The following is a 15,945-nucleotide window of genomic DNA, read 5'->3' as shown; positions in this document are numbered from 1 at the left end:
AAAAGTATATAACTAAATTAAGTTGTTATTATAAACTAACAAATTAATAATAACTATATAACAAAATTATTTTACTAATTATTCTCTTTTCTATTTTCAATGTAAGGTGGGGATTCTCGATGGTATTTAACAACGAATACATTGCAGGTATAACCTGGGGCTTCTCGGGTACACGCGGTTCATGGAAAACGGAAGAAGCGGAACGTTCGATGGAACTCATGTCTTCAGTCACTGGAGCGAACTGGACGGCCATTGCCTTTAGTGCGCTTCAAGCTACCGCTCATTCTACGGAAATTCCCTACTGGGAGGCGCCAACCGTTACCGACGAAGAAGTGAAACAGTCCATCAGTAAAGCGAAGTCACTGCAGCTAAAGGTATGCCTGAAGCCGATCGTTAATTGCGCGGACGGAACTTGGCGTGCTCACATTAACTTTTTCGATAAGGATGTTCCTTGCGAGCCTAAATGGTCGGAGTGGTTCAGCTCTTATACTAAATTTATTCTGCATTATGCTGCTATTGCTGAAGAAACAGGCTGTGAGATGTTCTGTATCGGCTGCGAGCTTGTACAAACGGATAGACGAGAAACCGAATGGCGTACGCTTATTGCCGAGGTTCGGAAGGTTTACTCAGGAATTCTTACTTATAATTGCGATAAGTATCAGGAGGATAACGTGACCTGGTGGGATGCGCTCGATGTAATTTCTTCAAGTGGATATTATCCAGCCAACGATTGGGAAGCTCAGCTCGACCGGATTGAGCATGTGGTGAGATCACAGAATAAGCCATTCTTTTTCATGGAAGCGGGTTGCCCAAGCCGAAGCGGGAGTGCGGCGATCCCTAATGATTGGACCTTGAAGGGTGAACCAAGTCAAGCAGAACAAAGCAAATTCTATCAGGCAATGTTTCAAGGCTGTGAGCGCAGAGATTGGGTTCAGGGCTTTATGCTTTGGGATTGGCCTACTCATCTTTATCCAATTCATGAAGCAGAACACAATGATGATTATTGTATGTATGGCAAACAAGCCGCTGGGATCATCAACGAATACTTCACCTCGAAAATCAATAAGTAATGTGAGGAGTGACTACTTACCAATGATTATTTCACCAGAATTATGGTTGACCCAGCTTGAGGATGAGCTACAGGGTAATATTCTTAGTTTTTGGATGAAACAGACGAAGGACGAAATCAATGGCGGTTTTGTTGGTGAAATCGACAATCAGCTGAACATTGCACCTGACGCGGAGAAAAGCCTTGTGCTTAATGCCCGTATTCTTTGGTCCTTTGCCAGCGCTTACCGGAACTACGGCAAGATAGAATATCTGGCCATGGCAGAGCGTGCCTATGCCTATTTGATGGATCATTTCATCGATAAGGAGTATGGCGGATTATACTGGATGGTGAATGCTGAAGGCAAACCTTCTCAGGAGAAAAAACAGATCTACGGCCAAGCTTTTGCTATCTACGCATTGGCTGAATTCTACCACGTGACTGGACGGCCTGAGGTGTTAGATGAGGCCATTCAAATATTCCGGCTTGTTGAGAAATATGGCTATGATTCAACTTATAAAGGTTATGTTGAAGCTTTATCTCGGGAATGGCAAATCACGGATAACCTCAGTCTTAGCAGCAAGGACTTGAATGAAAAAAAATCTATGAATACCCATCTGCATGTTCTGGAAGCGTATACCGGTCTCTATCGAGTATGGAAGTCAGAGGAGTTGGCGAGTACGCTGGCTGAGCTAATCGAAACGATGCTGGACCATATCATTGATAACGAAGGCAAGCATTTTCATCTTTTCTTAGATGAGGCATGGAATGTAAAGTCAGATATTATCTCCTATGGACATGATATCGAAGGCAGCTGGCTGCTTGTGGAAGCCGCAGAAATACTTGGCGAAGAAAAGCTGCTACAGCGTGTTCGAACCGTCGCTATCTCCATGGCAGAAGCTGTTCTTGCAGAAGGTATAGATACCGATGGCGGGATATGGAATGAAGCTGATCCGAGCGGATTGCTAAGCAAAGATAAAGATTGGTGGCCGCAAGCGGAGGCGGTTGTTGGATTCTATAATGCTTATCAGCTGACCGGTGACAGCAAATTTAACGAGGCTGCCCAAGCCTCCTGGACTTTTATCGATAAATATATGGTGGATCACAAACAAGGCGAATGGTACTGGGGCGTGGACGAGAACCATCTGCCCCTCCCTCACGCAACCAAGGTTAGTGCCTGGAAATGCCCTTATCATAACAGCAGAGCCTGCTTCGAAATGATCGCACGACTGAATTCAACCCTAAAGGAGACTGTATAATGTCATCGTTATTTCATGAACGCAAACAACAATTAACAGAACGTTATGAAGCGCTGATCACCCGTAAAAATGAAAAGCTTCCTTATGGAAACGGTATTTATGACCGTTATGCTTATCCACTGCTTACCGCTGAGCACGCTCCTCTAATCTGGCGTTACGACTTCAACCCTGACACCAATCCTTACTTCGCTGAAAGAATCGGCGTCAACGGCGTTTTCAACCCGGGTGCCATTGCACTGAACGACAAATTCTATCTCGTTGCTCGTGTTGAGGGCAATGACCGCAAATCTTTTTTTGCTGTAGCAGAAAGCGACAATGGCGTAGACGGCTTCCGCTTCTGGGATCATCCAGTCGTGTTGCCTGAGACAGAAGTTCCGGATATCAACGTTTACGACATGCGCTTAGTAAGTCATGAAGATGGCTGGATCTATGGCCTCTTTTGTACAGAACGCAAAGATTCAGACGCCCCACACGGTGACCTTTCCAGTGCAGTAGCACAATGTGGTATAGTTCGCACAAAGGATCTGAAGACCTGGGAACGTCTGGCCGATCTTAAGACAGGTTCTGCTCAACAGCGCAATGTCGTGCTCCACCCTGAATTTGTGGATGGAAAATACGCCTTCTACACTCGCCCACAGGATGGCTTTATTGATGCAGGCTCCGGTGGCGGTATTGGCTGGGGACTCTCGGATACGATTGAGGATGCCGTGATTACAAGTGAGACAATCATGGATGAGCGCCACTACCATACCATCAAGGAAGTTAAGAATGGCCAAGGTCCAGCTCCAATCAAAACACCAAAAGGCTGGTTGCATATCGCACACGGTGTGCGAAACACTGCCGCTGGGCTTAGATACGTCCTCTATGCCTTTTTATCTGGTCTGGAGGAGCCAAACAAAGTCACACATTCACCAGGTGGTCATTTCATCGCACCAGACGGTGAAGAACGTGTCGGTGATGTCTCCAACGTTGTATTCTGTAACGGTGTAATTGCACGCGATAACGGTGAGATCTATATCTACTACGCTTCCTCCGACACCCGCATCCATGTAGCAACAACTACGGTTGATCAAATGTTAGATTACGTACTGAACACACCAGAAGATCCACTCCGCTCTTATGCTTGTGTAGAGCAACGTATCGCCCTCATCGATCGTAATTTAGCGCTGTAAATAAGAGTTCAGAGTCCTTAAAAATCAACAGAGCAGCGATTCTCCTTAATGGAGGGTCGCTGCTCTGCGTTTTTGATCATTCTGTGTCCCCTAGCACGTTACTATGGGTATTTGATAGTGTTTACTAATGCTCTTTCGACTTGTAAATCTGTTCATGGATACTCCCTTATTGTAGATAAATATCCATACTTTTTAGCCGTTTAATGATTAATTCCTATAGATTAAGCTCAAAATAGCTCAGTAATCCCCTAACTCCAAGGAGGCTGAGATATAAATGTTCAAACGTATGGATGAGATCATGATCGAAATTCCTGAAGTTGAGAAGCCAGATCCCAATGCTGCTGCCGCTATACAAGAACTGCTTGGCGGAAAGTTCGGAGAAATGTCGACCCTTAACAATTATCTCTATCAATCCTTTAATTTCCGTTCAAAAGACAAACTGAAACCCTTTTATGATTTGGTGATGAGTATAACAGCGGAAGAGCTAGGCCATGTGGAGCTAGTTTCGCATGCCATCAACAAATGCCTTCGAGGGTCAACTAGTTATAAAGAGCCAGATTCCACCCCTCTAGGGTCCGTAAAAGATGCGCGTTTATCCTATCACTTTCTGGCGGGGGCTCAAGGTGCTATGCCTTTTGATTCAACGGGGAATCCATGGACCGGAGCAAATGTATTTAATAGCGGCAACCTAGTGGAAGATCTGCTACATAACTTCTTCCTCGAATGTGGAGCCAGAACACATAAAATGAAAGTTTACGAAATGACGGACCATCCAGCTGCACGCGCTGTAGTCGGATTTCTCTTAGTGCGCGGTGGTGTCCATGTGGTCGCTTATGCCAAAGCCATCGAAATCGCAACAGGTGTTAATGTAACGAAACTCGTGCCGGTTCCTTCGTTAAATAACAAATCGTTTAGTGAAGCGAAGAAATATGAGGAGAAGGGTGTGCATACAAAGCTGTACACCTGGAGTGACAGTGACTTCGGCGCCATCGATCAGATTTGGAAGGGAACCCACCCAGAGGATAACCTCCCGCTTGAAGTCATTAAGGGAGCACCTAAAGGCTTCCCGATCCCCGTAGCTCCTGCTGTCGAAGAGGAGTTCGCCCCAGGAATCTCCCCCGAAGACTTTAAAGAAATTGCCAAACGTCTCAAAATGGCTGGAAATATTACCGAATAATATTTAAAGTGAATCTGGTGAGGAATTTACGCAGCGTCTTCCTCACCATAGGTTCACTTTTTTTAATTGTACAAAGCCCGATATTCATCCTCCAGCATAGACATCAGAATCATGTTATGAAATTCTCCGTCTACATAAAGAGCATCCCTCTCTACACCATCGTGCTTGAAACCAAGCTTCTCATAGACATGAATGGCTCTTGGATTAAAAGGATATACACCCAGATGGATACGATGCAGCTTCAAGGCTTCAAAGCCATATCGCAGCATTTGAGTCATAGCCTCAGTACCGTAACCCTTCCCTCTATGTTCATGACTACGAATCCCAATTCGAATATTTGCGCTACGGTTGTCCGGATCTATTTCGTTCAAAACCACTTCTCCAATAAGCTCATCCGTTTCCTTGACGATAATCATAAGATCCACACGATCCTCAGCTGGAACACTAATCTTTCGAATCCATGCCGAAGTTTGCTCGCGAGAGATTTCCCCTTGCGACCCTGTTAGACGACCCATCTCATCATCAAGTAAAAATTCGTAATAGGCCTCCAGATCGGACTCTCCTACACCACGCAGATGAATATTTTCGCCTTCGATCTTAGGTATTGCAACTGCTTCTGACATAACTGAATTCCCCCTAACCAAAATTCCATGGCTTTCAATTATTTTTAATCGGCTGATTTCTAGTCTCTCGGTATATCCACAGAATCACGATGCACTATGTCTGCTGCAATCAGGATCTTCTCCAGTGGTGCAGAGGGATGCCCAATCCGACTTAGCAGTTTCTCCACTGCCGCCCGGCCCATCGCTTCTTTAGGGACATGTACAGTAGTAAGCGGCGGAACGCCTCTTGAGGCATCCTCAATATTATCAAAGCCCGTGACCGAGATATCCCCTGGAATATTGAGACCTTCTGCCTTCAGGATATCACTGACCGTAAGTGCTGTTTTGTCATTGGCGCAGACCAAGGCGGTTGGGAGTGTCTTAGCTTTTTTCCGCTTCATCACCCAATTTTTAAAATCCTCTTGGAATACATCTTCCTCCACCCCTTCTAAAAAGAGATTCGCATCATCTTCCAAAGGCAGTCTTATCCCACTCTCCTCCAGCGCACTCCGGAAGCCAATCCACCGATCCCGAAAACTGCGTGAAAATCCAATATTTCCGATAAAATGCATTTGTGTATGGCCTGTCCCCATCAAATGATTAGTAAGTCGAGCCATGGAATCCACATTGTTCGCGAATACAGTATCACTTGGAATTAATGGATCTTCATGGTCAATCAACACCATCGGCAGACCGATGCGATGTACCTCAAGTAGTAAAGAAGTGGAGATTTCACCCACACCTACCAAACCAAGAATCCCGCTTGGGTTCAAGATATTCACGAAATTATCCGCACGATTCTCAGAGATGATCACCATTCCAAGTCCTTCTTGATCCAGCGCAAGGGCAATACCGTCCACAATTTTCCCCCAATACAAGGAATCCTGAGTTTGCGAGCGGATATTCGGCATTAATACAAGCACAGATTGCTTATTCCGATCACTCCCCCCTACCGGAGGAGTCCGTTTGACACCTTGGACAAAAGCATTTTTTTGCGTAAAATAGCCTAACTGCGATGCCGCTTGAATCACTCGTTCTCTGGTCGTCTCATTAACTCCAGCTTTACCAGATAGTGACTTGGAGACAACAAATTTGGATACACCGAGATGATCAGCTATTTTTTGCATGGTGACCTTTTTAGCCATATTAAAACCTCCAGAGATTGTAATAAAATTAATGTTAAACTAAAGTTAAGGCTGAGAAGTTACCTGTGTAGCTACCCGCGCTTCCGTCCATTTTGCATTTAATTCGTCAAAAGACTTTTGTAAATCAGGCGCAGCAAGTAACTCTTGAATATAATCTCCGGACCAAAAAGACAGCTTAGCTCCATTTGCCAGATCGATGAACGCATCACTTTGTACCGTGCCATAAACCAGCTTAGGTTCATAAGATAAAAATTCACGGTACTGCGGCAAAAAAGGGTTCAGACTACCATCAGCAGGAAGGAATCCCCAATCATCTGAATACGAAGTCTCTTTTACAAAAAAATTCAACCAAGCCATAGCAAGCTCTTTATTCTTACTGTATTTGCTAACACCCACGAACCAGTCCGGATTGATCGGTGCATAGTGAGTACTGCTATTATCATAAGGAAATGGGAAGAATCCGATATCATCTGGTGAAGCCCCCACATCAAGCACTTGACCAACCGCCCAATTTCCAAGTAAATACATGCCAGCTTGACCTTTAGCGAGTCTAGTCTTAGAGATCTCCCAATTGTTCGAGAAGAGTTCATTCTCTACATAACCTTTAGCAATTAAGGTTCGAGCAATGGAAATGGATTTCCCCCACTCATTATCAAGCTGCCATGGACTATCCTCATTTACCATATTATTTAGATACTCAGGGTTGCCTGTCATATAATTGACCAGACTATTTCCCCATTCACGCAGTGGCCAGACGGCTCCATAATTCATATACAGCGGGATAATTCCAGCCTCTTTTAATTTAGCGCAAGCTTCGTAGAATTGATCCAGTGTCTGTGGAACTGCGGTAATTCCTGCTTTTTCAAAGGACCTTTTATTATAGACAATCCCTACCGTGGTAGTTCCCGTAGATAGCCCATATCGCTTACCATCATAAGTAGCAAAAGAAGTGAAGCGCTCACTAGCCGAAGTTTCTTCATCCAACGGTTCGAAAAAATAATCCAGTTCCTTTGATGGTAGATTCACAGGAAGCAAAAGTACATCTCCGGCGTCCTTGGTGGACAGTCTTACCAGAATGTCCGTTGCGTAATTGGATAAACCTTCAAATTCAACATTCGCTTCGGGGTACTTTTGCTTAAATTGGTCTGCGTACCCTTGAAAGGTTCCGTTCTCAATCAGATCTATTCGATTGGTCATCATGACTATGGTGCCGGATAAGTCAGACTTCACCTCGTTTCCAACTGGAGGCACTGTAGATTCCGTCTGCTTGGTGTTGTTCTCACAGCCACTAATCGATAACAAAATGAGAAGCAGCAGTATGGTACGCGTAGTCCAGTGTAATCTCATCCCCATCAACGGACAGCCTCCTCTTATTTCAGTCAGATAATCTAATCATTTCCGGTTCCAGCAACGGCAGTGACAAAATAACATCCGTCCCTTGTCCAAGCTCACTATATACCTCAATTCCAAAAGCCGCTCCATAATGAAGGCGCACTCGCTGCTGTATATTTTTCATACCAATGCCCCCATTGATACTTTTCTTAGGAGGACTTTCTTTCTGCAGCCCATCGTTCAATCTCTCCAAAGTGATCTTATCCATTCCACAGCCATCGTCCTTAATATGAAAGAACAGCATTTGCTCAGTCATCTCACAACGGATACTTAAATGCATTTGTGGTTTATTATCATCCAAGCCATGATAAGCAGCATTCTCTATGATCGGCTGGAAGACCAGCTTGATAATAGAGTAATTATCTAACTCCTTCGGTACGTCGATCTCGAGTACGAAACGATTAGGGTAGCGACAGTTCAGCAGCTCAACATAATTGCGTACATATCCAAGCTCTTGCTTCATTGTCGTTTTGCCGCTCAAATCACTTGTACTATACCGTAGCAGTTTACCTAAAATTGAGATCATGTCCGCAGCTTCAATATCATCATTGAGCTCAGCGGTCATTCGGATCGACTCCAGCGTATTATAGATAAAATGAGGATTAATCTGACTCTGCAGTGCGTGAAGCTCCGCTTCCTTCTTCTGTTCTTCAATTCGGTAGATATCCTGAATTAACTGCCTGATCCGAGCCAGCATTCGATTAAACTGATGCCCGAGCAGACCAATCTCGTCACGCCGTCTAACCCTAAACATCACATCTAGATCGCCGCCCTGAACCTTTTTCATCAGTTGAATCATCTGCGATAGTGATTTAGTGAGTGCAAAGGAAAGGATAATGGAGATAATTAACGCAAGTACTATGATACTTAATGTAGCAGCGAGCGTTGTATTACGGGTTACCTTCACATCCCGCATTAACACATCTACAGGAATCGAAATAATGGCCTTCCAATTGGTCTTGTTAGAGCTTGAGTAAATATTTAGAAAATCTTTTCCGTTGACTGAATCATAGAAACTCCCGGATTTCCCATCGACCCTTTTGAATAGCTCTGAATCAGATACATCCGTGGCAAGAAGTTTTTTGTCACTGTCGTACACGACCATCCCCATCTCATCAACGATCAAAGATTTGCCATGTGTTACTTTATCCAGCTCCGTAACCCGATTCTCCAAATTGCTAATATTCGCTTCAACCGCGATCAGCCCAATCGGATTTAACAAACCATCCACGATTTTGCGAACAACGGTAAAAGCATATCGAGTGCTCTGCAAATTACTCGTAAATGATTGGGTACCAAACAAAAGGGCCTCTCCGCTGGAATCCTTCGTCTGCTGACTCCAGTACTTATAGCTTTGATCGAGGTCGAGCCGTACTCCACCATCCTTGGCAGAATAATAACCATTCCCATGCGCGTCAAAAATATAAACCGTGTTCGCGCCTCGCTTAATATTGTTAATAAATGAAATGTTGCCTTCTATGCCCCGCTGAATGGACAACAGTAAATCAAAATCTCCGGGTAACAATGTAGCACTGCCTGATTCGCCACCCATGATCTCTTTCTGCTCATGATAGTGGTTCGAACGAATTAAATTTTGTTTAATATCGTTCACATAGGCTGGCATAGATGAAATACGCTTCATATCTTCGATATAATCATCTACTCCATCCATCATTTGATCAATTAGCTTCTCAGAATAAGCAATGGTATTGCCCTGAATAGATTCTGAATAACTCTTATAAGTAAACACACTAATGAAGGTAAGCGGAAGGGTAATAATTATTAAAAAGACGAGGAGCAGCTTGCGTTCCATACTCATGTCCCCGATAACGGACCACCAGCCAAAGATGCGTTTACCTTTCATACGGTCCTTCTCCTTAACCCTTTTTTACCTAACTTGTTATTATTATTTACCTAACAAAATTATTATACGGGGAAGTCCTTCTTTACACAATAACAAAACCGCTTCCTCATAACGAAGAAGCGGTTTTGTTATGTAAATCATAAAAAATTAGTTAGGGACCCACTTATTTTATCGTGAATAATGACAGTTTGTCCTTTAACTGTCCTGAAGCACTTTCCAGCTTACCTGACAATGAAACGAGTTGATCACTTACACTTTGCTGTTCATTACTGAGTGAAGCCACTTCTTCGGAAGTCGCTGATGATTGCTCAGCTACAGCACTTACGTTACCCATTGCTTCCGACAACACAACCTGTGAATGATTCAAGCTACTGATCGCTGTTGTCACCGATTCCAGACTAGTAATGAACTCATCCATCTGTCCTTTTACGGATACAAAGATATCGCTCGTGCTCTTCACTGCGCTTATTTGCTCTTTAAAGAGAGGTGCCACTTCAGATAATACAGCTTCCGTTTCGTTCATTTCCGTTATGATCTTGTCGGTGATTCCAGCAACAAGAGCAATAGACTGCTTCGATTGGTCGGCAAGCTGTCTTACCTCACCTGCTACCACCATAAAGCCCTTGCCAGCTTCGCCTGCACGTGCGGCTTCTATCGTCGCATTCAATGATAAAATATTCGTCTGCTGTGTGATACTCTTCATCACATCCAGCACCTTAATCACTGAGAATACTGTTTCTTTCAAATTGTTAACACGTTCTACAAGCGCACCTGTCTTTTCCCCAGTACGGCTAGTCTGATCCAGTAAATCCGTTAATTGCTTGGCACCTTGAGCACTAGCTTCTCCAACCCCGCGTGCTGCCTCATCCATCTCACTATTGGCACTAATCACGGTCTGCATTTGCGTAGCTATCACATCTGTAAGCTCATTACCACGTTCAGCTTCAAGTGCCAGACTGCCTGCTCCTCCAGCAATTTCTTCCGTAGCGGCTGCTATTTCCTTCGCGGAAATAGCAGTCTTACGCGAAGCTTCTCCAAGCTCGCCAGCGGTCTCTAGCACATCTCGAGCAGTTTCTCTAGTTTGCGATACAAGCTCAGTGATACGCTCCATCATCAAGTTAAAGGAGGCTGATAGTTGTCCAATCTCATCCTTAGACACATATTCTGTACGTACACTTAAATCTCCGCTTGCACCTTGAACCATAAGATCCTTCAATCGTGCCAGAGGGCGAGCAATCATACGAACCATCCAAATCCCGATCAATATCGCAAGCAGTGCTGCGCCAGCAGCTGTAATAAACGTCGTCAACAGAATCGGACGGGCTTCCTTCACTAGCTCGTCTGTAGGCACTACGCCTGATAGCTTCCAATCCGCCCGTATCATCGGATTAAATACCGCCAGAATTTCTTTTCCGTTTGGATCTTTAGCTTCTAGGCTATTATTATTTTTCTTACTCTCTTTGATAAAAGAAAACTCGGATGGCTTTCCATCGTCTATCGAATTAGAAGAAGCTACAACTGTACCTTCAGGAGATACTAGTTGAATACGGGAGCCATCTCCCAGCTTCACACTTGCAAAAGATTCCTCCAGCAGTGTGTTTTTCAACACAAGCATGATTATGTATCCTTTTTCTGATCCCAGATTTTTAAGGGATCTTACCATAGCAATCTCCTTATCTCCATTTCCTTGAATAGAAGTGGAGAACCAAATATTCTTGGCGCCGCCTTTGTCACCGTCCGAATAATATGAATTATATTCTTTGGTGTCTTCTACTAACTTCTTGTACCATTCTTGTTCACGTAATCCGTCAAGACTAATGCCAGCACTACCACTTGTAACGATATCCTGCTCAGGTGTCTCTGGAATCAAAGAGACACTGATAATATTATTATCTGTTGTTGTCTGACTGGACAATTTCTTACTTATTGCACTTGTTGCTTCAAATTTCTCGTAAGCTGTTTGTGCAGTAGACAAAGCCTTCAGATCCGTTTGCATCTGCGCATCAAAATAAAGCTGTAATGCCAAGTTCTCATACTGTTTCAAGGTAATATCCAGCTTCTCAGCAGTCTGAATAATAGTCTGACGATAGGCTTCTGATACGTTATTCTTTATCGTTGTTTTCGCCTTCGAATAAGATATAAGTCCAAGTGACATAACTACGATTACAGTGGAACATAGGAATATTAGAAATAACTTCACACCGACGGATTGGATAGGATTAACTCTCTTGATCTGGCTTCCCCAACCCAACATCATTTTCTTAGCATCTAACTTTGATGTCTTTCCTGTACCTACTTCATTGCTCTGTACATTTACGGATTTTTTATTGTTCTTCTTCATCTCTCTAACCTTCTCTCTTTATGCTTTTCACTAATACTATCTTGATCAGGATCCCCATCATGATCATCTACCCGCTAATATTAGAGGACATATGAAAGCGCTAACCATACTATATATCGGTTTATTAGGCCTTTTTTCTTAGCTTTACTATACTTTTTTTATAACTTTTAACCTATGTATTCTGAAACAAAAAAACTCCCTTCGTTCTACCCTCCTTTTGGATTTATTTGTTAGTTACTAATATATATATCTTATTGTTAGCTTTGTCAAAAGAAAAACAGGGATGCTCTTATAGCAAAGAACATCCCTGTATCTTATTAAGATTTTCTCTTACGCATCATATCAAAGTATGCTACCGGCTGATCTACCTTCATGCGTACACGTTGCAGAGGATGACGAGCTGCGTCAAGCGGGTTACCTGCTTCATCCCACAATTCCGCTACAGTCTGCTTAAAGAATGTATCATTGGGTCCGAAGAATTCAACTTCCTGCCCTGGCTTGAAGTGATTGCGTTGCTGAATGAGCGCCATTCCACTCTCAGCATCGTATTCTAGTACAAGTCCGGCAAAATCATAAGGAGCTGCTTTTTCTTCAGGCTCATAGATATGATCTTCATGATCCGGAGTATCATAGAAGAACCCTGTGTTAAGCGGACGATTCGCCGCTTTATTCAGCTCATCCAGCCACTCTTGCTTCAACTCGTATCCTTCCGGATCAGCCATGTAAGCATCAATAGCTTTACGATAAGCGTTAACTACAGTAGCTACATAGTGAATCGACTTCATTCGTCCCTCGATCTTGAAGCTGTCAATGCCTACTTCAATGAGTTCAGGGATACTTTCCAGCATGCACAAATCCTTAGATCCCATGGAGAAAGGATTATCTCCTTGCTGATGCAGTGGAATCTGAGTTACACCCGGAAGCAAAGGGGCCGGAGATTGTGCTTCAGCTTGATCTTCTTCAGATACCCAAGTGCCTTCAGGACGCGCATCCTCGAACAAATCATATTTCCAGCGGCAAGACTGACAGCAGCCTCCACGATTGGAGTCACGGTCTGTAAAGTGATTGGATAATACGCATCGACCGGAGTACGAAGAGCACATCGCACCATGGATAAAGCTCTCGATTTCAATGTCAACATGCTTCTTAATCTCAGCGATCTCTTCCAGGCTTGTCTCACGTCCGAGTACTACACGTGGCAGACCCTCTTCTTTCCAGAAGGATACCGCTTGCCAGTTCAGTGTAGACTGCTGAGTACTCAAATGTACCTCTAATCCAGGTACTAAACGGCGTGCTGTATCTACAATGACCGGATCAGCAACGATAATAGCCGCAATGCCAACTTCATATAAGTTACGCAGATATTCTTCAATCCCTGCGACATCTTCATTGTGAGCATAAATGTTCGTTGCAACAAATACCTTAGCGCCGTATTTCTTGGCGAATTCAACACCTTCACGCATTTCCTCAAAGCTGAAATTGTCTGCTCCTGAACGCAAACCGTATTTCTGCCCTCCGATATAAACAGCATCCGCACCATAGTGTACTGCGAATTTTAATTTTTCCAAATTACCGGCCGGAGCTAGGAGCTCCGGTTTGTCCAGACGGTAACGTTTGCCCTTGTATTGCGGCTTTGTCATGGTTCCCATTCCTGTTCTCCCCTCCATCGCCCCACAAAGTGATGTCTATGCATGCTTACTGCACCTAGTCTTTGCGGGGAACTAAAAAACTCTCATTAAATTAAACTTAATATACTTGCTCTTTATAGAAAAATCCGAAGCTTAGCTCCCGTTCTGGATCCTGCAACGTTCTGATAGCTTCCATCCAATCCTCTTGGAAAGAATATGCTTCTGGATCAACTACGTAGAGATCAATAGCTCTGCGATAAGTCTTAACAACCGCCACATTATACGCTGTTGATTTCAACAATCCTTCAATCTTAAAACTCTGTACGCCTGCAGCCATAAGGATATGAAGATCCTCCAAAATACAAATATCTTCCGAACTCATAATATGTGTACCGTTCTCGTCTTCATAGATTGGGAACTTTTGGTCATCTCGTTCTGCCTCGATCAAAAATAGACCACGTTCCTTACCAAGACTACCGCCCTCGCTTGGACGTCCTTGATGTGACATATAGCTTTCTACAAGCTTACGCTTGGAATGGTATATATTGGTCATGCCGTGAACCTGAACCTGTGCCTCTACCTCTAAAAGCGGAACCATTTCCGTCATTTCATCCATATTCAGCTCACGGGCAAGAACGACGCGAGTAGCACCTTTACGCCCCCAATAATTCGCGGTTGCGTAATTGGTAGAGGTCATTTCCGCATTCCAATGCAGATTCATGCCCGGTGCTTCCTTCTTCACTGTGGTTAACACAGCAGGATCACCGAACTCAACACCGTCAACACCAAGTTCACCTATAGCCTTCACATAGGCAGGGAGCTCTTCGAGAAGAAGGTTGGACATGAGTCCACCTAGTCCAGCATATACTTTGCAGCCACGCGCATGTGCCATTTCTACAACAGCAGCTGTATCCTCCAGAGAAAAATGTCCGGCAAGACGCATGCCAAAACGGTCATCCCCGATGAGCAATGCATCTGCTCCGGCATCCAGCAAAGCAGCAGCTTCCTCTAAGGATGCTGCTGTCGCCAGCAATTCCGGTTTGTTAATCATGTTGTACCTCCTACTTGTACAGTTATTTCAACCGCACCACTCTTCATTTTAATATTTTATTTCGATTCTTGCTTACTTTTTTCGATATTGGCTAAATGTTCCTTGTAGGTCTTAGCAAACAAATGGCCCTGTGTACCATCTTTCTTAGTCACATAGAAGTAGTACTCAGATGCCTCAGGTTCAAGTGCCGCCTGAATGGAGGCCAGCCCTGGGTTACTAATAGGTCCCGGAGGAAGCCCAATATTTCTATACGTATTATAAGGACTGTCAACTTCCAAATCTTTATATAACAGTCTTTCCTTCTGTTTGTCGAGCAAATATTGAACCGTAGCATCAATCTCCAGCTTCTGCTCTTTCTTTAAGCGGTTATATATCACGCCAGCAACTAATGGTCGTTCACTATCTACCACAACCTCACGCTCGACTAACGAGGCCACTGTCAACAGCTCATGAAGTGTCATTCCACGTGCTTCTAGCTTTTGCTTCCAATTCGGAATCGTGTCCAGTTTCTTCTGGAACTGATCCAATAATGCTTCTACAACTTCCTGCGGCGTACTATCCTTGGCTAGTTCATACGTTTCAGGGAACAAATACCCTTCAAGCCGATGACGAAGGTTCTTATTCTGCGGGATACCTAGAACATCAATTCCCTTCAAGCCCGTACCGGTATCCATTATTTCGAGAAAAATAGCAGCATCCTGATTCCATGCCTCAGCAAGCTTCTTGGCAATCTGCTCAGCAGTATATCCTTCCGGAATCGTAAAAGTTACGGTCTCTTCCTTAACAACATCACCCGCGTTTAACCTCTCGATGAGCTCGTCATAGGTGTCTCCTGGACTAGCAACATAAGTACCAGCTTTGAAGCTGGAACCTTCTTTGGTCCATTTCAAATATCCCTTAAAAAAAAGACTGTTCCGAATAATGCCATTTTGTTCGAGCAGATCAGCAATTTCAGCGCTGCCCATGCCCTTCTCTATCGTAAATGTTACGGCGGGTCCTGCAGGTTCTACCGGTTGCATCCCGTTCCAAATGTACCAAGCGCCTCCGCCTCCTGCTGCTACCAGCAAAAGAATAACAATAAGCACAGTACGGATTGCGGATTTCAAGTCAGGTTCCTCACTTTCCGACTATAAAGTATAAAAGTGTACTACTTAAAATTCAATAGATATTTCATGATCATGATTGTTGTTTTAATTATATTGATCGTATTCCAAGCAAAAAGAGCGCGGAATTCTCCGCCCTCTTCCGTACTCATCATAAATGTAA

The 15,945-nt window shown here is 43.9% G+C and carries 12 protein-coding genes; 4 read left to right on the top strand and 8 right to left on the bottom strand.

The features are described from left to right. Window positions 1–119: 119 nt before the first annotated feature. The 4 genes from H70737_RS07680 to H70737_RS07665 all read left to right on the top strand — a co-directional run bounded on the left by H70737_RS07680 (window position 120) and on the right by H70737_RS07665 (window position 4,656). Window positions 120–1,070 (top strand): glycoside hydrolase family 113, encoded by a 951-nt coding sequence (locus H70737_RS07680; protein WP_042186102.1) that lies wholly within the window; start codon window positions 120–122, stop codon window positions 1,068–1,070. Between the two features lie 22 nt (window positions 1,071–1,092). Continuing rightward, entirely contained in the window at window positions 1,093–2,307 is a 1,215-nt protein-coding gene (locus tag H70737_RS07675) for an AGE family epimerase/isomerase (RefSeq protein ID WP_042186100.1), read from the top strand. Further along, window positions 2,307–3,479: a glycoside hydrolase family 130 protein gene (locus H70737_RS07670; protein ID WP_042186098.1), complete on the top strand. Its 1,173-nt coding sequence runs from the start codon at window positions 2,307–2,309 to the stop codon at window positions 3,477–3,479. The genes H70737_RS07675 and H70737_RS07670 overlap by 1 nt, the downstream gene beginning before the upstream one ends. Before the next feature lie 274 nt (window positions 3,480–3,753). Next, complete coding sequence (locus H70737_RS07665) at window positions 3,754–4,656, top strand: manganese catalase family protein (protein ID WP_042186096.1); 903 nt, start codon at window positions 3,754–3,756, stop codon at window positions 4,654–4,656. A gap of 62 nt (window positions 4,657–4,718) precedes the next feature. Here H70737_RS07665 and H70737_RS07660 read toward each other — a convergent pair whose 3' ends face one another. From H70737_RS07660 to mltG, 8 genes are all read right to left on the bottom strand, one after another. Then, on the bottom strand, window positions 4,719–5,279 hold the full coding sequence (locus tag H70737_RS07660; protein WP_042186094.1) for a GNAT family N-acetyltransferase: 561 nt from the start codon (window positions 5,277–5,279) through the stop codon (window positions 4,719–4,721). A 59-nt stretch (window positions 5,280–5,338) separates the two neighbouring features. Beyond that, the gene (locus H70737_RS07655) at window positions 5,339–6,403 is read right to left on the bottom strand and encodes a LacI family DNA-binding transcriptional regulator (protein ID WP_042186092.1); all 1,065 of its coding nucleotides are present in this window, start codon (window positions 6,401–6,403) and stop codon (window positions 5,339–5,341) included. Between the two features lie 45 nt (window positions 6,404–6,448). Continuing rightward, entirely contained in the window at window positions 6,449–7,756 is a 1,308-nt protein-coding gene (locus H70737_RS07650) for an ABC transporter substrate-binding protein (RefSeq protein WP_052404197.1), read from the bottom strand. Between the two features lie 22 nt (window positions 7,757–7,778). Beyond that, window positions 7,779–9,659, bottom strand: coding sequence for a cache domain-containing sensor histidine kinase (locus H70737_RS07645; RefSeq protein WP_042186090.1), 1,881 nt, complete (start codon window positions 9,657–9,659; stop codon window positions 7,779–7,781). A gap of 163 nt (window positions 9,660–9,822) precedes the next feature. Beyond that, window positions 9,823–12,000: a methyl-accepting chemotaxis protein gene (locus H70737_RS07640; RefSeq protein WP_042186088.1), complete on the bottom strand. Its 2,178-nt coding sequence runs from the start codon at window positions 11,998–12,000 to the stop codon at window positions 9,823–9,825. 317 nt (window positions 12,001–12,317) lie between these two features. Next, on the bottom strand, window positions 12,318–13,649 hold the full coding sequence (locus H70737_RS07635; RefSeq protein WP_042186086.1) for a peptidase U32 family protein: 1,332 nt from the start codon (window positions 13,647–13,649) through the stop codon (window positions 12,318–12,320). 97 nt (window positions 13,650–13,746) lie between these two features. Then, window positions 13,747–14,679 (bottom strand): peptidase U32 family protein, encoded by a 933-nt coding sequence (locus H70737_RS07630; RefSeq protein ID WP_042186084.1) that lies wholly within the window; start codon window positions 14,677–14,679, stop codon window positions 13,747–13,749. Window positions 14,680–14,735: 56 nt separating this feature from the next. Continuing rightward, the gene (mltG, locus tag H70737_RS07625) at window positions 14,736–15,785 is read right to left on the bottom strand and encodes an endolytic transglycosylase MltG (RefSeq protein ID WP_231573402.1); all 1,050 of its coding nucleotides are present in this window, start codon (window positions 15,783–15,785) and stop codon (window positions 14,736–14,738) included. Window positions 15,786–15,945: the final 160 nt, after the last annotated feature.

This window comes from Paenibacillus sp. FSL H7-0737, from assembly GCF_000758545.1.
Classification (GTDB): domain Bacteria; phylum Bacillota; class Bacilli; order Paenibacillales; family Paenibacillaceae; genus Paenibacillus_AQ.
This window is presented reverse-complemented; position numbering and strand designations above follow the sequence as displayed.